General features: G+C 37.6%; 18 protein-coding genes and 1 pseudogene. 7 read left to right on the top strand and 12 right to left on the bottom strand.

The window, feature by feature from the left end; all coding sequences use genetic code 11:
* Window positions 1-72: 72 nt before the first annotated feature.
* The 3 genes from ACEE75_RS04715 to ACEE75_RS04705 all read right to left on the bottom strand — a co-directional run bounded on the left by ACEE75_RS04715 (window position 73) and on the right by ACEE75_RS04705 (window position 3721).
* The gene (locus ACEE75_RS04715; RefSeq protein ID WP_447575265.1) at window positions 73-1254 is read right to left on the bottom strand and encodes a CapA family protein; all 1182 of its coding nucleotides are present in this window, start codon (window positions 1252-1254) and stop codon (window positions 73-75) included.
* A gap of 105 nt (window positions 1255-1359) precedes the next feature.
* The gene (gene thiI / locus ACEE75_RS04710) at window positions 1360-2574 is read right to left on the bottom strand and encodes a tRNA uracil 4-sulfurtransferase ThiI (RefSeq protein WP_447575266.1); all 1215 of its coding nucleotides are present in this window, start codon (window positions 2572-2574) and stop codon (window positions 1360-1362) included.
* Between the two features lies 1 nt (window position 2575).
* Entirely contained in the window at window positions 2576-3721 is a 1146-nt protein-coding gene (locus ACEE75_RS04705) for a cysteine desulfurase family protein (protein WP_447575267.1), read from the bottom strand.
* Between the two features lie 137 nt (window positions 3722-3858).
* Here ACEE75_RS04705 and ACEE75_RS04700 point away from each other — a divergent pair, with 137 nt between their 5' ends.
* Window positions 3859-4311, top strand: coding sequence for a DUF6556 family protein (locus ACEE75_RS04700; protein WP_447575268.1), 453 nt, complete (start codon window positions 3859-3861; stop codon window positions 4309-4311).
* A gap of 100 nt (window positions 4312-4411) precedes the next feature.
* Complete coding sequence (locus ACEE75_RS04695; protein ID WP_447575269.1) at window positions 4412-5629, top strand: bifunctional folylpolyglutamate synthase/dihydrofolate synthase; 1218 nt, start codon at window positions 4412-4414, stop codon at window positions 5627-5629.
* Between the two features lie 44 nt (window positions 5630-5673).
* Here ACEE75_RS04695 and gorA read toward each other — a convergent pair whose 3' ends face one another.
* The 4 genes from gorA to dnaG form a co-directional block, all read right to left on the bottom strand.
* A complete protein-coding gene (gorA, locus tag ACEE75_RS04690; RefSeq protein WP_447575270.1) occupies window positions 5674-7026 on the bottom strand; it encodes a glutathione-disulfide reductase in 1353 nt (450 codons plus the stop codon).
* Between the two features lie 116 nt (window positions 7027-7142).
* On the bottom strand, window positions 7143-7472 hold the full coding sequence (locus ACEE75_RS04685; RefSeq protein ID WP_354369888.1) for a metal-sulfur cluster assembly factor: 330 nt from the start codon (window positions 7470-7472) through the stop codon (window positions 7143-7145).
* Between the two features lie 9 nt (window positions 7473-7481).
* Window positions 7482-8591: an RNA polymerase sigma factor RpoD gene (gene rpoD / locus ACEE75_RS04680; protein WP_427895567.1), complete on the bottom strand. Its 1110-nt coding sequence runs from the start codon at window positions 8589-8591 to the stop codon at window positions 7482-7484.
* Window positions 8592-8600: 9 nt separating this feature from the next.
* Entirely contained in the window at window positions 8601-10403 is a 1803-nt protein-coding gene (dnaG, locus tag ACEE75_RS04675) for a DNA primase (protein ID WP_447575271.1), read from the bottom strand.
* Between the two features lie 128 nt (window positions 10404-10531).
* On the opposite strand from dnaG, the gene mscL reads away from it, so the two are divergent.
* A complete protein-coding gene (mscL, locus tag ACEE75_RS04670; protein WP_447575272.1) occupies window positions 10532-10909 on the top strand; it encodes a large conductance mechanosensitive channel protein MscL in 378 nt (125 codons plus the stop codon).
* 100 nt (window positions 10910-11009) lie between these two features.
* On the opposite strand, the gene rpsU is transcribed toward mscL, so the two are convergent.
* Window positions 11010-11186, bottom strand: coding sequence for a 30S ribosomal protein S21 (rpsU, locus tag ACEE75_RS04665; protein ID WP_000048058.1), 177 nt, complete (start codon window positions 11184-11186; stop codon window positions 11010-11012).
* 379 nt (window positions 11187-11565) lie between these two features.
* Between rpsU and ACEE75_RS04660 the strand changes: the two genes are divergently transcribed.
* The 4 genes and pseudogenes from ACEE75_RS04660 (at window position 11566) to ACEE75_RS04645 (ending at window position 13451) form a co-directional block, all read left to right on the top strand.
* Window positions 11566-12519: an IS30 family transposase gene (locus ACEE75_RS04660; protein WP_172054378.1), complete on the top strand. Its 954-nt coding sequence runs from the start codon at window positions 11566-11568 to the stop codon at window positions 12517-12519.
* A gap of 80 nt (window positions 12520-12599) precedes the next feature.
* Window positions 12600-12800 (top strand): annotated as a pseudogene (locus tag ACEE75_RS04655) (hypothetical protein); the annotation flags it as partial.
* The gene (locus ACEE75_RS04650; protein WP_014636307.1) at window positions 12797-13165 is read left to right on the top strand and encodes a hypothetical protein; all 369 of its coding nucleotides are present in this window, start codon (window positions 12797-12799) and stop codon (window positions 13163-13165) included. The pseudogene ACEE75_RS04655 and the gene ACEE75_RS04650, both read left to right, overlap by 4 nt.
* Entirely contained in the window at window positions 13152-13451 is a 300-nt protein-coding gene (locus tag ACEE75_RS04645) for a DUF5960 family protein (protein WP_027974808.1), read from the top strand. The genes ACEE75_RS04650 and ACEE75_RS04645 overlap by 14 nt, the downstream gene beginning before the upstream one ends.
* Window positions 13452-13705: 254 nt before the next feature.
* Here the strand turns inward: ACEE75_RS04645 and vga(F) are convergent, their stop codons facing one another.
* From vga(F) to ACEE75_RS04625, 4 genes are all read right to left on the bottom strand, one after another.
* Window positions 13706-15091 carry an ABC-F type ribosomal protection protein Vga(F) gene (gene vga(F) / locus ACEE75_RS04640; RefSeq protein ID WP_449164706.1) on the bottom strand — a complete coding sequence of 462 codons (1386 nt, stop codon included), beginning with the start codon at window positions 15089-15091 and terminating at the stop codon, window positions 13706-13708.
* Window positions 15092-16145: 1054 nt separating this feature from the next.
* Complete coding sequence (locus ACEE75_RS04635; RefSeq protein ID WP_136647592.1) at window positions 16146-16349, bottom strand: hypothetical protein; 204 nt, start codon at window positions 16347-16349, stop codon at window positions 16146-16148.
* Between the two features lie 104 nt (window positions 16350-16453).
* Entirely contained in the window at window positions 16454-16654 is a 201-nt protein-coding gene (locus ACEE75_RS04630; protein WP_105115072.1) for a hypothetical protein, read from the bottom strand.
* Between the two features lie 39 nt (window positions 16655-16693).
* On the bottom strand, window positions 16694-19513 hold the full coding sequence (locus ACEE75_RS04625; protein ID WP_105115071.1) for a DUF4268 domain-containing protein: 2820 nt from the start codon (window positions 19511-19513) through the stop codon (window positions 16694-16696).
* Window positions 19514-19562 lie beyond the last annotated feature (49 nt).

Here is a 19562-nt window from a genome sequence, read left to right as displayed (position 1 = left end):
CTCTAACAGGTTATTTAGAAAATGCCTTGCCTTATTTTATAAATGGTCTTAATGAAAAAACTCGAAAATGTATTACCATTTCAACTGAACAAGATCATTGGTTTCTTGATAAGCTTGATCTACCTTTGCTTTCATTGTCTCATCCAGTGTATCACGGTATTTCCCACCTTCAATAAAGTCTTCTAAAATCATGACACGATAATCATAGTATTCATACCCTTCCTGACCAACTACTCCTTTTCCAGTTGCATGAACAAGGGTAGGGTGTGCTTGGACAGTTTTAATACCTGTTTTCCCTCCTGATTTTTCAAAGGTAACATCCATCAATAAACCACGTTCTGTCCATTTGTTTCCCAGCATTTCAAAAGTTTGATTAGAGAGGAAATTTCCCATAGAATAAATAATAAATTTTTTATCTCCGTCTTTTTTTACCACCTCTGCAGGTTCGATAACATGGGGATGGCCACCAAAAATAACATCTGCTCCCCAGTCAATCATTTTATGATATAAGGTCACTTGTTCTTGCGTAGGCTCCAATGCATACTCCACTCCCATTTGAGGCATCACAACGGTAACATCCGCTTCTTGCTCTGCTTTTTTAAGCTCTGCCTCTATCTTAGATTCATCCAAATCAGACATGTGTTGCTGGTATTCCTCTTCTGTTAGGTTAGCTTCCATGCCATTGTAGCCATAAGCATAACCTAAGATGGCTATTTTTATGCCATTAACTTCCTTGATTAAGATATTTTCTGTCGCACGATCTTTTTGATACACTCCAATCGTGTCTATTCCAAGATCATTAAAGACTTGTGCAGTATTTAGGGCTCCAGATAGTCCCGAATCTAAAATATGATTATGTGCTAAATCGACCACATCATATCCTGTATCTTTCATCGTATCTGCTGCTTCTGAAGGTGCGTTAAATAGAGGATATCCTGCCAGAGGATAATCTGCACTAATCGTTCCTTCAAAATCACCTATTGCTAAATCCGCTCCAGAAATCCATTCTTTGACGTATTCAAAATAAGGTTTAAAATCATACGTCCCATCTGCCTGTCTAGCACTGGTGTAAAGAATATCATGATAAAGAATATCACCATTTGCTACCACTCGAGCTGTCCTTAGCGGTTCCTGAGACTGATCTGTATTAAGATTCTTAACTTGGCTAGAACCTGTCAAATCCATCACTAATGCTATGCCAAATATCACCACTAAAGCCATCAAGCTGGCTAAAATTGTTTTTTTATAAACCATCCTAAAAACCTCCTGTTCTTTTTCATTATAACACTTTTTTATCAAACCGTTAACCTAGTCCAGATATCAAAAAAGATTGGACGACCATCCAATCTTTCTCTTCTATTAAAGTAAGTCTTCGATTAAATCAGAAACCTCGTCTTGCTCTGCTTGAGGAGTAATTTCTGTCACAATAATGCCTGAAAGTGCACGCGCCACCAAGCCTTCTACATCCATACGAGCTTCATATTGCTCTGCATTTTTAATTTTAGGATTGGTTTTAGGACGATCTGGTGCAAAAATTGTACAACAATCTTCAAAAGGTTGAATCGAAATATCAAACGTATCAATTTTTTGAGCTAAATCAATGATTTCTAACTTATCCATCGTAATCACTGGACGAATGACAGGTGTTGTAGTCACTGCATTGATGGCTTGCATAGACTCAAGCGTCTGACTAGCGACTTGCCCAAGACTTTCACCATTAACAATCACCAATCCTCCGCGTTCTTCGCGAATAGCATCAGTGATGCGCATCATAAAACGACGCGTCAAAGTCATCAAATAAGCTTCAGGAGCCTTATCTTTAATTTCTTCTTGAATTTCAGTAAAAGGAACCTCAATAAATTGAATATTACCACCAAACTTAGTCAACTTACGTGTCAAGTCATGCGCTTTTTTTAAAGCACCTGGACTGGTATACGGGGGACTTGCAAAATGGACAGCCTCAATATCTACACCGCGTTTTAAAGCAAGATAACCAGCAACAGGTGAATCAATCCCACCTGACAACATCAACATCCCTTTTCCAGAAGTTCCTACTGGTAGTCCCCCTGCCCCTTTTATATTTTCATAAGAAAGATATGCAGCTTCATCACGAATCTCAACCTTAAGGTTAATGTCAGGATTTTTCATTTGTACTTTAACATGTGGAATTGCATCAAAAACTGCATCTCCCAACGTTAAATTTAAATCACGACTATCTAACTCAAAACTGTGATCACTACGCTTAGCCGTAATTTTAAAGGTCATCCCCTCTTGATAAATGGAAGTCATAATCTTTTGGACAGAGTCTTTTAACACTGAAACATCTTTTTCAACCTTATAAGAAGGTGAAAAAGCTTGGATACCAAATATTTGCTTTAGACTTTCCGCCACAGGAGCATAATCTTGTCCATTTAGAAAGACATGACAACGATCGCGATCTGCCGTCACCTTAACAGATGGATAAATAGAAAGTACGTCTTGAATATTACGTTTTAGTTTATTAATGAAACGCATCCGATTCTTACCTTTTGTTGATAATTCACCGTAGCGTACCATAATTTCTGAATATTGCATCTTATCTCCTTACCTTTTTGGTTTTATCGTAAATTTGTTTAAAAATTGTTAGAAATTGCTCTACTTGCCCCATATCATTATCATCATCTAAACTAATACGAACAGCAGTTTGAGCATCTTTCACTGGAATTCCCATAGCAATCAAAGTACCAGCTGGACTTCCTGCTTTTGAAGAACAGGCACTAGTCGTTGAAATAAAAATATCGTGCTCTTCAAAGGCATGTACCACAACTTCGCCACGGACTCCCTTAATTCCAAAAGTTATAATATTGGGAGTAAACCTTTCTGTTCCTGAAAAAATTAAGATATCATCCCGTTGTTCTAACTCTGATAAAATAACCTGCTTCATCTTAGCCATCTTGTGATGAGCTGCTTCTGCTTTATCTAAAGTTAAACGCAACGCCTTGGCTGTTGCCGCAATCCCTGCAAGGTTTTCAGTTGTCGAGCGTAAATCAGACTCTTGACCTCCCCCAGATAACAAAGGGGAAATTTTCTTACCAGCTTTTTTATAAAGAAAACCCACTCCACGTACACCGTGGAATTTATGACTCGAAAAGCTTGCAAAATCAACCCTGTCCAATAAAAAATCTTCTACTTCTATTTTTCCAATAGCTTGAACCGCATCAACATGAAAAGAAACTGTCGGCTTATCTTTTAAAACTGCCGCAATAGCTTCTAGAGGTTGAACACTGCCAATTTCATTGTTGACTGCCATAACCGAAACCAAGATCGTATCTTGTCTTAACAGTTGTTTAAAAGCTTCAACATCCACAAATCCTTCTTTTGTTACAGGAATTTCATCAACTTCAAAACCTTGTTTGGTTAGCCATTTAGCAGATGCTTTAACCGCTGGATGCTCAATTGCTGATACTAAGATATGTTTTCCATATTGACGTTTTTCAAAGGCAATGCCTTTAATGGCCCAATTATCAGCTTCTGTCCCTCCTGAAGTGAAGAAAATTTCATCAGAAGAGACCTTGATTAAATCTGCAATTAGTTTTCGTGAAGCTTCTAAGATACGTGTGGACTGACTCCCTAGACGATGTAAACTCGATGGGTTTCCAAAAATTTTTTCTGCAACCTCCTGATAAGTTCTCAATACTTCTGTATAAGGGCGAGTCGTTGCAGCGTTATCAAAAAAAATCATATTACGTCATTCTCTCTCTTTTTTCAATCTCTTTCATTATAGCATATTTATCACCAGAATAAGTCAAAAGAAATTTACCTTTAGATATGGAATTTTTCTCAAAAAAATGTATAATAATAAAAAACAAGGAGGATAGCATGTCAAACGAATACTCAAGAAATCAAAAGCAAACTAAAAAACAAGGTAAACGTGCTACTGAGCATCTCTCGACAGGGATTTCCGCCCTTCAAAAAACCATTGCTATCATAGGGGGAACTTTGGGGATTATCACAGCATCCCTTACTATCAACAACTATATGAATAGTAATAAAGAAAAAGATAACACCTCATCTAGTAGTTCCATCGTCAAACAAGTTGATACAACAAATAATAATACTGCAGGTAGCTACATTAGCTCTAGTGCTGAAGCAGGTACTGACGCAAGTAATCAAGTAACAACAACTGTTGAGAGCAGCTCAACTGATACTATCGAAGACAGTACACTCACCTCTTCAAGTGAGGCCATCAGTAACGAAACCACTACAGCAACTGAAGCAGCCACTGCAACCAGTGAAACTCCTTCTGCTGCTGACAGTGTCACAACACCTTAAACCATCTCTTTTATTCTTAAGATTTTATGTGGGGAGTGATGGAAACTAAAATGTTAACATTTTAGTTTCCATCACTCCCCTTTTTATATAAAGGAAATCCATGAACTATCAAGAAACATTGAATTTCATTCACAGTAAACGCGCCAAAGGAAGAGGCACCAATCTTGATCGTGTTAGATGGTGTCTAGAGCAGCTAGGTAACCCACAACATCAATTTCCAGCTGTCCATATTGTTGGGACAAACGGAAAAGGCTCCACAACCAGCTACCTTCAACATATTTTTACAGAGGCTGGTTATCAAGTGGGAACCTTCACTTCTCCTTATATTACTCGCTTTAATGAGCGAATTGCCATCTGTGGAGAAGAAATCCCTGATGCAGATTTAACAGTTCTGTTAAACTCTATTCTCCCCATGCTTGAAAATCTAAAAGAGACAACATTTGGAGACATCACAGAATTTGAGTTGGTCACCATCTTAATGTTTCAATACTTTGCTCAAAAAAATGTGGATATTGCTTTTATTGAAGCTGGGATTGGGGGTCTTTATGATGCGACCAATGTTTTTATACCACTAGCAGTTATTTGCACTTCTATCAGTCTTGATCACGAAGATAAGTTAGGTAAAAGCCACTTATCAATTGCGAAACATAAAATCGGGGTGCTCAAAGATCATGTTCCTTTAATTTTTGGACCTGTTTCCAATGATGTTCGCCAACTCTTTTACAACACTGCCTACAATCATGATAGCTTAACTTTTGAAGCTGAACAAGATTTTAAACTGAGCAAGGATACTTTCACTTATCACGATATTGTCATTAGCCCTATCCACCTTCAACTCTTAGGGCAACACCAAAAAATTAATGCCAGCCTAGCTGCGATGTGTAGTCTTATCTTATCAGAAACCTTTCCAAAAATTTCTTTAAAAACAATAAAACAAGGGCTAAACAACACAAAATGGCCTGGACGAAGTGAGCTTCTTCGTCCAAATTTGTTACTTGATGGTGCACACAATAGTGATGGTATCAAGCAATTACTAACGCTTTTACAAGATCATTACCCTTCTAGAAAAGTTAAAATTCTATTTGCAGGACTAGGCCGTAAGTCTCTCTCTCCTTTATTAAATGCGCTTAGTGACTACCCGCTTAGTGTCACTAGCTTTGATTTTTTTGAAGCACAACCACTGAATCAGTATCCCGATCACTTTAATAAAGTAAAGCATTTTGAGGACTGGTATCATGAGGAGGAGCAGGAAACCTTATTTGTTGTAACAGGATCACTTTATTTTATTTCAGAAATTCGACAAAAATTTATCCCCTAACACTATAAAAGAGACTTGATCAGTCTCTTTTTCTATTATCAACATCATCTCATTGTGACAAACTCCTCTGCCCCTGTTGGATGAATTGCTACAGTATTGTCAAAATCTGCTTTTGTTGCTCCCATTTTAATAGCCACCGCAAAGCCTTGAATCATCTCATCAACTCCATATCCAATACCATGAAGTCCAATAACCTTTTCATCTTTTCCTTGTACAACTAATTTCATACGACAGACTTGACGGTGAGCGCTGACAGCTGTGTACATAGAAGTAAACGTTGAGGTGTAAACTTTTATACTTTCTTTTCCATATTTTTCAATAGCAGCTTCTTCTGTCAATCCTACACTTCCAATTGCAGGATGACTAAAGACAACTGTGGCCACATTGGTATAATCTAGTTTTTCGTCAGGTTTATGGTTAAATAGACGCTCTGACAACCGACGTCCTGCTGCAACGGCAACTGGTGTTAACTCTAATTTACCTGTCACATCCCCAAGAGCGTATATGCCTTCTACCGATGTATTTTCAAATTCATCCACGGCAATATAGCCTTTATCTGTTAAGGCGACCCCTGTTTTTTCTAAACCGAATCCTGCAGTATTAGGACGTCTTCCGATAGCCCAAATCAAAGCATCGACAGTAAAAGTTTCACCATTTTCAAGATATAAAGTAAGCGTTTGATCTGGGTTTTTAACTACTTTTTGAGGAATTGCATAGGTATGTAAAATAGGGCCATCAGCCTCCATCTCCTCTACCAGAGCCTCAACAATATAGCGGTCAAAATGACGAAGTGGACGATCTTGGCGAACAAAAAGATGTGTTTCCGCCCCTAAACTATGGAGAACTCCAGATACTTCTACTGCAATATAGCCTGCTCCTACAACCGCTACACGCTTAGGAAGTTCCTCTAGAGCAAAAAAGCCATCTGAGGTCATCCCATATTCAGCCCCTTCAATATCAGGATAAAGAGCATGTCCACCGGTTGCCACCAAAATATGTGGCGCAGTATAATACTCACCGTTTGCCTCAACAGTATGCTCATCAATAAAAGTTGCATAAGCCGATAACTTTTCAACTCCAGTTTGTTCAAAACCACGTTCATAAGATTGATGAATGCGCTCAATATAAGCTTGACGATTTGCCTTTAGGGTCTGAAAATCAAATCGATCAACAGAAAGATCAAAGCCATAAGCTGGAGCATATTTATGAAGGGTTTCTGCTACTTGCGCACCGTACCACATGACTTTTTTAGGAACACAACCTAAATTGACACAAGTACCACCTATTTCTTTTCCTTCAATTAACAAGACTTTCGCACCATACATCGCTGCACGATTTGCAGAAGCAATACCTCCTGAACCTCCACCTATCACGATATAATCATATTTTTTCACCATATTGTTCTCCTTGTTTATTCTGATAAATCTACATTATCATAATTCCGGACTGCTAGCAATTTTCTGCTACGAGACAAAAAATCAGATTGGGTAATCTATCCAATCTGATTTTTTATTTATCTAATCCCTAAGGCGATGCGTGCATACCGACTCATTTTATCCACTGTCCAAGCTGGTTGCCATACCAACTTCACTTCTGTTTTAGTGACCTCTGGAATTTCCTTCATGGCATCATGAATTTGATCTGTTAATAAATCTGCCAGTGGACACCCCATCGTTGTCAAAGTCATATCAATCTCAGTTGCCCCATCGTCTTCAAAACGGATTTCATAAATCAAGCCTAGATTCACAACATCAATGCCTAATTCAGGGTCAATGACCGTTTCCAATCCTTGTAAAATACGGTCTTTGATAGCTTCTACCTCTTGCTCTGTATAGTTTGCCATACCGTCTCCTTATTCTTCCATAAAGTCACGCAATTGTTTGCTACGGCTTGGATGACGTAATTTACGAAGTGCCTTAGCTTCAATTTGACGGATACGTTCACGTGTGACATTAAAGACCTTACCTACATCTTCTAAGGTACGCATTTTCCCATCATCAAGACCAAAACGTAAGCGTAAGACATTTTCTTCACGATCTGTCAATGTGTCAAGCACCTCGTCCAACTGCTCTCTTAAAACAACACGTGTCGTATAATCTACTGGATTTTCAATCACTTCATCCTCAATAAAATCTCCTAAATGACTGTCGTCTTCTTCACCAATTGGAGTTTCAAGAGATACAGGTTCTTGTGCAATTTTCAAGATTTCACGCACTTTGTCAGGTGTCATATCCATACGCTCTGCAATTTGCTCTGGTGTAGGATCTTGTCCTAACTCTTGTAAGAGATTACGTTGCTCACGAACCAACTTGTTAATGGTCTCTACCATGTGGACAGGAATACGAATGGTACGTGCCTGATCGGCGATAGCGCGTGTAATGGCTTGACGAATCCACCAGGTTGCATAAGTTGAAAACTTAAATCCTTTAGAATAGTCGAACTTATCCACCGCTTTCATCAAGCCCATATTACCTTCTTGAATCAAATCAAGAAATTGCATCCCACGACCAACATAACGTTTCGCAATAGAAACAACCAAACGTAAGTTAGCTTCAGCTAAACGTTGTTTAGCTTGAAGGTCACCATTTTCAACGGCAATCGCTAACTCTTTTTCCTCTTCATTGGTTAAAAGAGCAACCACACCAATTTCTTTCAAGTACATACGTACTGGATCATTGACTTTAGCTGAGTTACTGCCAAGTAATTCCTCGTCTGTTAACTCCTCTGGCTTGATCTCTGGAGTTTTATAAGTTGATGAAGGATTTCCTTGACTATCTGTAATTGAAATTCCTCCGTCTGCTAGGCGTTCAATTAAGTTTTCAATTGCCTCAGCTTCTAGTCCAAAAGGAGAGACCAGTTTTTCAAAAACCTCTGTATCTACTGCTGTTCCTGCTTTTTTATGATTACGAATAAAATCAGCTACTTGAACGTTAAATGTTGTGATTTCTTTACTTTTTGTCATTCCTATCCTCTATTCCATTTTTCTTTTCTGAGCAATCAACTGCTCCAAAGCTAAGGTCTCATAGTCTAAATCTCCGTGATGACTATTCTCACGTAGTGCCTTAGTTTGTTTTAATAACTCTTCTTTTGTCACATAGCGCTCGATTTGACGTAAAATATCTGACACCTCTTCTTCAGTGACCTCTTTTGGAAGGTTTTCTTCCAAGACTTGATAGTAGGCTGATTGGACCTTATCATCCAATTTGGCCAAGTCCATCGTTCCGATCTCGCCTTCTAATTTTAAAATGTCATATAGCTGCTCAAGTGCAGCACTTTGAAATCGAAACTCCTCTTTTAATCGAAAGTCATTTAATAAATCAGGATGATGTATTAAGCGATGAAAAAGATGATTTTCAGCCCGCTCAAGTGAAGTCATTTGTTTTGTAATCGGTAAATCAATACTAATTTTAGCTTCAGCTTGACGGATGATGGCTTGATTTTGTCTAGTACTTAGTCGTTCGTTATTAACAGATTGTTCAATTTGATAAAAGTTAAAATCAGGTAACAAGTCAGCCAAAAGAGAAATATAAGTGTTCTGGGCTGTAATAGACGGCACTTTGGCAATAATCTTTGCCATTTTTTCAACATATGCAATCTCTGTTTGCAGGTTATCTAAATTATGGGGTAAAAGGTGGTGAATCCAAAACTCCACATCACTTACACGAGACTCTTTTAATAAGTCAGCTAGAGCCTCCTTGGAATTTTTTTGTAAAAATTCATCAGGATCCATTTGATTAGGGAGGCGAACAATTTCGACAGAAAAGTCTTTGAGCAAATCTAAAGCTTTTGCGGTCGCTTCTTGCCCAGCACGATCACCATCATAGACAAGCACTACCTTTTTTGTCACCTTTTGCAAATGCACTATATGTTCTGGAGTCAGCGCAGTTCCCATTGATGCTACCGCATGATTTATTCCTGATTGATGAGCGGCAATGACATCCATAAAGCCTTCCATGAGATAAACTTCACGATATTTGGAAATACTGGACTTAGCCTTATCCAAGTGATACAGCTCATAAGATTTATTAAAAATGGGTGTGGCACGAGTATTTTTATACTTTGCTTTTTTTTCTTGTTGATCTCGCTCAGTCCATATCCTACCCGAAAATCCTATCACCTGACCTGAATCATTTGAGAGAGGAAACATCAAGCGATTACGAAAGGAGTCAAATATATTATTCGTATCCGTTAAAGTAAAAAGACCAGAATTGAGTAATGTATTTTCATCCCATTTTTTTGATAACGATTGATAAAGGTAATCAGCAGCATCAGGTGCTAAACCGATATTAAAATAAATCAACTGCTCATCTGTTAAACCTCTTGAATAGAGGTATTGTCGAGCAGCCTCTCCCTCTGTTGTTGTCATCAAAACAGCATGAAAAAATTTAGCTGCATCTTGATTAATTTGAAATAAATTTTGATAGGGATGTTCTTTTTTTACAGGAACTTGAATCTGTGGGGCAATATCAAATCCCGAACGCTCTGCAATTACCTGAACGGATTCCAAAAAAGATAAGCCTCTATATTCCTCTAAAAATTTAAAAACATCCCCTGACTTACCGCAACCAAAACAATGAAAAAATTGACGATCTTCTAGAACGTTAAATGAGGGTGTTTTTTCTTTATGAAAAGGACATAACCCCAAAAACTGCCGTCCAGCTTTAGATAAGGTGACAACTTCTCCAATAACATCAACAATGTTAACACTATTTTTTATCTCAGCAATAGTTTCTTTTGTTAACGCCACACCATCACCTCCACACAAAAAACCCATTTTAAACAATATATTACATTATACCATTGAAAAAATGTAATGTAAAATAAAAAAATAAGTCAAAGTCTTTGACAAGTAGGTAGATAATCAGATATAATCATCTATGATGAAAAAGAAAGGAAAACATCATGATTAAAGAATTAAAAGATTTCTTGTTTAAAGGAAATGTCCTTGACCTTGCTGTTGCAGTTATTATCGGAGCTGCATTTGGTGCTATCATTACTTCACTTGTTGAAGATGTTATCACACCACTATTTCTTAACCCAGCTCTAAAAGCAGCTGGTGCAGAAAATATTGCACAGTTGACTTGGAACGGTGTTGCTTACGGTAGCTTCTTAAGCGCTGTTATCAACTTCCTTATCGTTGGGACTGTTTTGTTCTTCATCGTTAAAGGTGCCAATGCTGCTATGGCTCTTAGTAAAAAAGAGGAAGAAGTTGTTGAAGAAGCTGCTCCAACTCAAGAAGAATTGCTTACAGAAATCCGCGATCTTCTCGCTAAAAAATAAGCATAAAAGAAGACTAGTGTTGACACTAGTCTCTTTTTGTACATTCAATTAACACTAAAAAAGAAAAAAGATGAGTATCTCATCTTTTTCTTATACGCTCTTAGAATTTTTTACGTTTACGAGCTGCTTCTGATTTACGTTTACGTTTTACAGAAGGTTTTTCGTAGAATTCACGTTTGCGTGACTCTTGAAGAGTACCAGCTTTAGTTACAGAACGTTTGAAACGACGAAGAGCATCGTCAAGTGATTCATTCTTACGTACTACTGTTTTTGACATTTTTTTCACTCCCCTCATTTGCAATGTAACATTTTCACGTTCTTGAATATTTTATCACGATATAAATATGAGGTCAAGCTTTTTTTATATTTTTGTTATTTATTGTGTACCTTTTTGGTCCGAAAGTTCTATAATGAAGTTAGCCACCTTACCTTAGTCAAGAATTAGATGTTTCACTATGTTTGAGTAAGTTGATGATTTCATTTGATAACAGGCTTGAAGCTGTTAGGCTAGGTGCCCAAGGCTAATCATAGCCTTGGTTTAGCTGAAAAAACAGCTTCAAGGGTTCCTGTTGTCAAATGAAATCTGATGTAAGGTATAAGAAAACACCTCTGTGCTATACTTGTTGTTCACCACAAACACAAGGAAAGGCACAGAGATGCAAAAGTATTATACACCAAAAGGGAAACATTTGACAATAGATAACCGTCGCTTGATTGAGCGGTGGAAACTTGAAAATAAGTCCAATCGTGAAATTGCAGGCTTGCTTGGAAAGGCTCCTCAAACAATTCATAATGAAATCAAGCGTGGGACAACCTTACAACAAGTGCGAAAAGGGGTCTACAAGAAAGTTTATTCTGCTGATTATGCACAAACTGTTTACCAATCCAATCGAAAACGGTCGGTTAAAAAGATAATCCTAACGAAAGAAATGAAAGAGAAGATTTTACACTATCATAAGCAAAAATTTTCGCCTGAAATGATGGTTAAGAAGAAGCAAGTGAAAGTTGGTATTTCAACTATCTACTATTGGTTTCATAATGGTCATTTAGGTTTGACAAAAGCGGATATGCTTTATCCTAGAAAATGGAAAGCTGTCAAGAAGCAAGCCAGTCCGAACTTTAAGCCAGCTGGTAAATCAATTGAAGAGCGACCGGAGGTCATCAATCTTCGATTGGAAAACGGTCATTATGAAATTGATACAGTTCTACTAACCAGAGCGAAAAATCAGTGTCTTTTAGTCTTAACCGACCGACGAAGTAGACACCAAATCATAAGATTAATTCCAAATAAAACTGCTGAATCTGTCAATCAGGCACTTAGGTTACTAATAGCTGAGTATCATATTTTATCAATAACTGCAGATAATGGTTCGGAATTTAGTCGATTGGTTGAAGTGTTTCCTGAGGAACATATCTACTATGCACATCCCTACTCTTCATGGGAAAGAGGTTCAAATGAAAACCATAATCGATTGATTCGGAGATGGTTACCTAAAGGAACCAAGAAAACGACTCCGAAAGAAGTCGCTTTTATCGAAAATTGGATTAATAACTACCCTAAAAAATGCTTGGACTACAAGTCGCCAAGTGAATTTCTTTTGGGTGGCTAACTTCAACTTGAAATTTGGGGTACCTTTTTGGTCTCACATCATTGACAAAGGTACAAGCTTCATGACTATTTTCTACATAGTATACTCTACTATCACTCTTTGATGATGTAGATCAAATTGAAAAAGAAAATAGACTTCAGATAGCAATTGATGTTGTCAGAGAACAGTTTGGTTTTTTAGCCATACAAAAAGGAACCGTCCTAACTGAAGGTTCCAGAAATATTGAACGCAGTAAACTTATCGGCGGTCATTCCGCTGGTGGATTAGAGGGATTAAAATGATTGACCGTTCATACTTACCATTTCAATCAGCAAGAGAGTACCAAGATACTAAGATGCAAAAATGGATGGGCTTTTTCCTATCTGAGCATACATCAGCACTCACTGACGATGCAAACAAAGTAACGTATATGTCAGATTTGTCACTGGAGAAGAAATTATTACTCCTCAGTCAAGTTTATGCTGGGCAACTGAACACGCGCATTCATGTAGTTGAAAAAAACAATCGAGTTTCCTATACTGGAACAATACCAAGTCTGACCAAAGATTTCATATTAATAAAAACTACAACAGGTCACATTAATTTGAAATTAAAAGACATTGTTAGTATTGAACTTGTAGAGGAGGTGCTCTATGAATCAGCTTGAATTTCAGCGTAATCACCTGCAAATGGACTATTATAGCGAGAGCTACCAAGATTTTGAACGTGACTTCTACCGCTACTCCAACATGAATATTCCATTGACCTTTCTGACTGATGATATCCTCAAAACAATGGCAACTTCTCGTAAGAATTACTTTGTCCTAAATAAGGAAAAGGCTAGAGATAATCGCGATCACTTCTTCATATTTGAAGTAAGAACCTTAGAAGAGAATCCACTAATCTATCATTATACATATAAGAAAACTACAACATATTTAGCAGAAAAATAGGAACTGTTCAATTGACTGTTCCTGTTTTTTATATTTTTGTTATTTATTGTTCAATTGAAAATTCCTTTTCAGCTTCTAAATTAATGCCATACTTCTTGCCAAAATATATTGGGTAATTATCTGTAATCTTTTCCACTATTGCGCCACTATTTATTTTAAGCTTTTCTATAAAAACATACCCTATGTTTAATTCTTTCCTTCTGAGGAAAATATCAATACATCAATGTAAGACAATAGAGACTAAGCGAGTACATCTATGGCTCCTCAGTTAGCTGATTATACTCAACCAGCCATTTTCTTTGGACAATACTCTCAACAAACCGCTGATCATGGGAAATCAAGAGCACACTTCCCTGGTATTCCTGCAAAAATTTCTCCAGAGCTTCTATGGCTGTAATATCCAGATAGTTTGTTGGCTCATCTACTATCAAAAGATTTGCATCCGATAACAAGACCTTGGCCAAAGAAAGTCGAACACGTTCACCACCAGACAGATTTGCTACCTTCTGCTGGGCCTTATCGTAAGAAAGTCCCAACATGCCCAATAAATTGAGAACCGTTACCCTATCTTGAAGCGACGTCGAGCTAGCATTCACAAAGGCTGTTTCCTCTTCATTGAGACTGGTCAAATCCTGAGAGAAATAGGCAATTTTTAATTTTGGATTGTAATAGCCTTCTAATTCTTTTGAAATCAATTTCCGAACAAAACTGGTTTTCCCAGTACCATTTGACCCAACCAAAGCTAGTTTATCCCCAAAAGTCATGCCAAGTTGAGGAAAATCAAATAAATAGGTTTCCTCAATCCAGAGCTGACCAGCCTGCAAACGAAAGAGACTGTGAAGTCCCGTATCCAAGGCACCTTTCGCTTCCATCTTTACCCACGCTTCCTTTCTGGGTTGTTCAACCTTGTCCAAACGCTCTATCCGTTTTTCCAAATGCTTGGCAGTCTTGGCCATAGACTTGGCTTGACTATCATAGGAACCCATCATAGCATTAACCTTCCACTCAGACGATGAAATACCTTTCTTTCTCTTCCCCATCTTCTGAGCCTTTGCCTGACGTTCATGTTGGGCTTTTTTCAGTTGAGCGACTTTTTTCTGATAGGCTTCATAAGCTTCCTGCTGTCCTTCTCGGTTCGCTTTCCTACTTTGGACAAAGCAATCGTAGTCCCCAGAATAAACCTCTATCTTTCCTTCCTCTAAATGCCATATATGACTGGCTATTTGATTGAGAAAATGCCGATCATGACTGACAACCAGTAGACTGCCACGATAGCGTTTGATTTGTTTGATCAGCTTTTCCTGGTGTTCATAGTCTAGGTTAGCTGTCGGTTCATCCATAATTAACAACTGTGGTCTTTGGGCAAAAGCCTCTTGAATAGACTTCCAAACCTGTTCCCCACCTGAAAGCGAGCTCCTTTCCTGTAACTGGGGTACATAGGCCCAGTCTGCTTTTACCTCAACCTGACCAGCAAAATCCCTATCCAGTCCTAGTAAGATTTTCAAAAAAGTAGACTTGCCAACACCATTATTTCCAACCAAACCAACCTTTTGACCAGCTTGAAGGCTCAACTGCTGGATTGTAAACAAACTACGTCCCGCAAATTCCTTCTCTAATTGAATACATTTTATCATTTCCATATAGACCTCTTTTCTTCACAAAAAGGGCTTCTATTCTTCAAAAAATGACACAAGAAAAAAGTCATGCAAAACATGACCTTTCCCTATGGAAAAAGTCACACGAATAGCAAGCCCTTATGAGCAGTCTTACCCCTTGTATCGTCGGTTAATGCAACCTCATACAAGTTTTAAGAACGACTAATAAGTAGCTTAATTATTCATGTAACTTCACCTCACGTATTTTATATTTTTATTATAAACAAGTTCAATGAATTTGTCAAATCATTAAAACGCCATGTATCATACAATACTATTTATAGTTACTAAAAATAACCGTAGGAAAATTTAAGTGTTCAAAATTTTCTTCAAGATTAAGAACGGATTTTATCTGAGCTATATTAATATATTTTCAAAAAGGAGTAAATCTGTTAGTGCTATAAAATCTCACTAATAATGATATTTTTCGCTGAACGTTCAAAATTTTGAACAATAATTTTATTGACTGGATAATCAACTATTAGTCTATCAAAATACTCCGAAAATTCCTAATGTACTATTGTTGTCATTCTACTTTTCCTCTTCATCATTAATAAGTAAACAACTTGCTCTCACTTATTATATTCGCAAGTCAAAATAAATTTTCGAATTTTTTTCAAAAAAAGTTAAGTTGTATTATATCAATTTCAGAACTCACACTTCAATCGACCAATCGACCATTCAGGCGATATTAGAGGTGGGGACGTTTCTATTCCCACAAACTCCTTGTCAATGGGAACAAACACGTACCCACAGGGTAAATGGAAATAGAAACTGATAATCTCTAGCTATCACTTCTACCCACTCCAAAAATTTTCTCACTCTGATACTTCCCCACCACATAGCAAAAAGCCTTGATTTCAAGGCTTTTCAGTATCCCTTTCGTTCAAAGGTTTCTAGGCTTTTACGAGCAGAGCAACACACTCGACGTGTGCTGATAGGGATTACCTATATTATGGAACGAATTGAAATTACAAGTTGTTAAGATGATATTATGGAACAAAATACTTGTATTACGCTCGCCATTTTTCCATAATAACTAAACTGGATGTACACTAGCCATCAGACCATGAGCTATAAAACATCTGTCATTTTGAAAGCCTGAAACCATTCTATAGGCAACTGCCCAAAGTAAATAATCACCTATACTAATTACTTTTATTTTATTGTAAAACTCATACTCGCTAATTTTTCTTCTTGAATCAATCGGATGTGTAAGAAACTCACTTTGCAAAAACTCCATGATGCGCCACCCAAAACTAAATCAGCATGAGAATCAATATGAACAACGTCAAAAGGATCTGAAAGCATTTTACTATTAATAAGTTCTTTCCAAAATATCAGTGCCTAATTATGACCGGTCAATATTCTTCCTGGAATTTTGTGATTTTTTGATAATCCTAAATTTTGTTCTAAAAATTGTCGAACTTCCTCTTCAGTCCATACTGAATCCCCATAGCACTCTTCATCATGTCTTACTTCACAAGAAAATGGAGTACTTGCTATTTCAGTCATAAAATAATCCATATCTAAATCCAAGACTCTCATATCAACACCTCCTATAAATTAGACAACTTTCGAAAATTGCTATTGTTTACGCAATAACAATGTATTAGAATGCAAATCAACCGATACCACTTTAAATCCTGCTGCTAGGATGGCATTCGGCATTGTATGGGTTGGTGATGGAGTCCAGTATGCAGAATAGTTGTATGCTGACTTACAAAGGTTGCAACCAATAATGGCTTCAATATCAGTAAAGGTCAATGTCAGTTCGGTTTTCCCACAGTTTTCAAGATACTGATTCAACTTTGAAAACTTATCTTTTTCCTTCGGTTCTTCGTCCATTTCACCGACCTGCACAAGTGCATTACTAAGTTCATCACATTTATCAATCATCCAGGCAAAGTATTCTTCCTGCTTTGATGGATTGAACACATCGGCTTCACGCTTATAGATGATGCGTTTTGCCTCACTACCTTCACGGCTGGAATACCAGTCAAGCTTGTTTCCAAAGATTTCTTCAATCTTGTTCTTCTTACTTTCGAGTCTTTCAAACGCTTCTTTATTATAAACATAAATCAGTAAGGATAAATACTTACTGCGTGTAACGGTATAAGAAAGATGGTAATCAGAACCATTCACAGGAATATCATACCAATTCTGTGCCAATGGTTTACGAAGAGCAATGTCAGTATCTCTGCCTTCTTCCTTACAGTATTCTACAAAGCTTGACCAAAATTTAAGTTGAAGCTCCCCTAAATCGCCTACGGGCTTAGAAGGTTGTTTTCCTTTGCTTGATGAATCAGCAGGTTTTTCCGATTCTTCTGATAGCGGGGCTGGGACAGCCCTGCCATCATTTACCCATGTAACATAGATGAGTTTATTCATCTGTTCTGAAGTAAAACTAAACTTCCATCTGTTTTCCATGAACTCCAGAAGTTTCTTGCTTCTCTGATAAATCCGGTCTGCTGTCCAGTCAGATTCCTTGGCAACCTCAATTTCAGAATGCGATCCATTCTGATAACCTCTTCGGCCACCGTTCTTGGATGTTTTCTTATCCTCAAAACTATCATTCTGCAATGCTGAATTGATACTCTGTGAAAGAGGAAGTAGGTTTCCAAGAGTGCAGGACAATAATTCGATTTCCTCGCCGCTAAACTGTCTAAATTGATTACGCCAATAGAACCTTGACGGAGTCTGCGGAAGAATATGCTCAATAGAAACTTTGTCCTTTTCAGTCTTTGTAAACATCTCCCAACTCACCTTATCCAGGTTGTTTTTCTTTGCAAGCTGGTACTCATACTCATATAAGAAGTACTTGATAGAATTCCAGTAATAGAAACCACCCTTGTTATCGAAGTGCTTTTCTATCTTGGTTATAAAGTTCGGAAGTGCATATTCGATATTGGCATCCGTAGTTTCATTGATATCATTGATTAAATCATCAATATCCATTTCCTTGAGGTAAATGCTGCGTGATGCACGATAATACTCACTGCTTCTGAATGTGGCATTAAAATATCCAAGACGGAAACAAATAAAGATAAATCTCTCAACGGCTGTATACAGTTCAATCCTCTTTTCCGGTTTCAAGTCTCTTCGGCTGATAACAGCCATAATCAATGGTCTGAAATGTCCAATGCCGATGCGGTTCAAACGATCCACCCATACCTTTTCATCATCGGAAAGGTTCTCACTCTGGAATGGAAAGAAAGTATCATACCAGTACTTTGCCATATTTTTCAGACTGTTTGCATAGTCAAGGATTTCTCCATGTTCAAGTTTGGAAACCTCAACAGTTTCTACTTCACCAGATTCATCTTCAATGTCAGTATCCGAATCATAGTCCGTAACACTAACAACCGTCAAGGAGTCATCGGCAACAGCCACCGTTTTCTTTTCAAAAATATTCTTGGCAGAGAACTTGTTCAAAAGGAAATGAATATAGTCATCACCTTTTCTTCTGGAGTAAGCGAAATACACAATCCAATGTGCCCTCAAAAAATCATCATCCGAGAGCGGGGTCTTCTCATTTCTGCCAAGCTGGAAGTACACTTCCTTCCAGGTATCATTAATCTGTTTACGCAGATTCTCTTTATCCATCTTATCGAACTTACTTTCCGGATAAAGAGTTGTCAGGTAAATTAGTCGGTTCTTCAATAATTCCAGGTTTGTGAGTTTCTTACCACGGTTATTCATGGTTTCAAATGCTACAAACACATCGTAATCATCATCGATTTCATGAATGTTAAACATTAGCCTCTGCGTCAGTTTGAGGTATAATTCATTGATTCCATCCATGCCTTCGCTCTCATAGAGGGCGGTCAGATTCTCTCTAAAGAAGTTCTTGGCAAACTTCAGATTTCTTGTGTAGTACGTTTCATTAACGGTCCCGGAATAAGGCTCATTAAAAATTTTGTACTGTAAATAGTCAGAACTAGGGTTGTCCACCTCATAACCGAACAGGTATGTAGTTATCTGCTTATTCGGCGGTCTATGTTGACAAATATATTTGGCAACTACATCTTCCAACGTTTCATATCCCAGCACAATATCCCGGTCGGATAAACCTCCATTCTCTTTTAATATTCTGGAATACTCCACGATTTCATTTAAAAGAATAACAAAAGTTGTCAGTCTCTGCTGTCCATCAACAATATGACAGGGCTTGAATCCTTTTGATTCCATCCAAAGATCACTACCCCACGATGTTGTTTCAGAAGATTTCAGATTCTTAAGAGACAATAAACCTGTATAGTGATATCTTCCTTCTTGAAGATTTACTAAATCATCCCAAAAATCAGTAAGCTGTGACTGCTGCCAAGCATAGCCTCTCTGATAATCCGGAATTCTGAAAAGTCTGTTTTGAAAAAGTAAAGAAAGCGGCTGTAGTTCATTTGCCATTATTTAGTCCTCCTATCCTTTTATCATTCATTAAATTAGTTTTATTATA

Source organism: Streptococcus sp. 11273D007BT (genome assembly GCF_053547195.1).
Note: the sequence above shows the minus strand (reverse complement) of the source record. Positions and strands in the feature narration are given on the sequence as shown.

Coding starts and splice junctions, on each gene's coding strand:
- ACEE75_RS04695 (WP_447575269.1), top strand. CDS start 4,412: ATGAACTATCAAGAAACATTGAATTTCATTCACAGTAAACGCGCCAAA.
- ACEE75_RS04700 (WP_447575268.1), top strand. CDS start 3,859: ATGTCAAACGAATACTCAAGAAATCAAAAGCAAACTAAAAAACAAGGT.
- ACEE75_RS04630 (WP_105115072.1), bottom strand. CDS start 16,654: ATGAGAGTCTTGGATTTAGATATGGATTATTTTATGACTGAAATAGCA.
- dnaG (WP_447575271.1), bottom strand. CDS start 10,403: ATGGGTTTTTTGTGTGGAGGTGATGGTGTGGCGTTAACAAAAGAAACT.
- ACEE75_RS04635 (WP_136647592.1), bottom strand. CDS start 16,349: ATGGAGTTTTTGCAAAGTGAGTTTCTTACACATCCGATTGATTCAAGA.
- ACEE75_RS04645 (WP_027974808.1), top strand. CDS start 13,152: ATGAATCAGCTTGAATTTCAGCGTAATCACCTGCAAATGGACTATTAT.
- thiI (WP_447575266.1), bottom strand. CDS start 2,574: ATGCAATATTCAGAAATTATGGTACGCTACGGTGAATTATCAACAAAA.
- mscL (WP_447575272.1), top strand. CDS start 10,532: ATGATTAAAGAATTAAAAGATTTCTTGTTTAAAGGAAATGTCCTTGAC.
- gorA (WP_447575270.1), bottom strand. CDS start 7,026: ATGGTGAAAAAATATGATTATATCGTGATAGGTGGAGGTTCAGGAGGT.
- rpoD (WP_427895567.1), bottom strand. CDS start 8,591: ATGACAAAAAGTAAAGAAATCACAACATTTAACGTTCAAGTAGCTGAT.
- ACEE75_RS04625 (WP_105115071.1), bottom strand. CDS start 19,513: ATGGCAAATGAACTACAGCCGCTTTCTTTACTTTTTCAAAACAGACTT.
- ACEE75_RS04715 (WP_447575265.1), bottom strand. CDS start 1,254: ATGGTTTATAAAAAAACAATTTTAGCCAGCTTGATGGCTTTAGTGGTG.
- rpsU (WP_000048058.1), bottom strand. CDS start 11,186: ATGTCAAAAACAGTAGTACGTAAGAATGAATCACTTGACGATGCTCTT.
- ACEE75_RS04685 (WP_354369888.1), bottom strand. CDS start 7,472: ATGGCAAACTATACAGAGCAAGAGGTAGAAGCTATCAAAGACCGTATT.
- ACEE75_RS04660 (WP_172054378.1), top strand. CDS start 11,566: ATGCAAAAGTATTATACACCAAAAGGGAAACATTTGACAATAGATAAC.
- ACEE75_RS04705 (WP_447575267.1), bottom strand. CDS start 3,721: ATGATTTTTTTTGATAACGCTGCAACGACTCGCCCTTATACAGAAGTA.
- ACEE75_RS04650 (WP_014636307.1), top strand. CDS start 12,797: ATGATTGACCGTTCATACTTACCATTTCAATCAGCAAGAGAGTACCAA.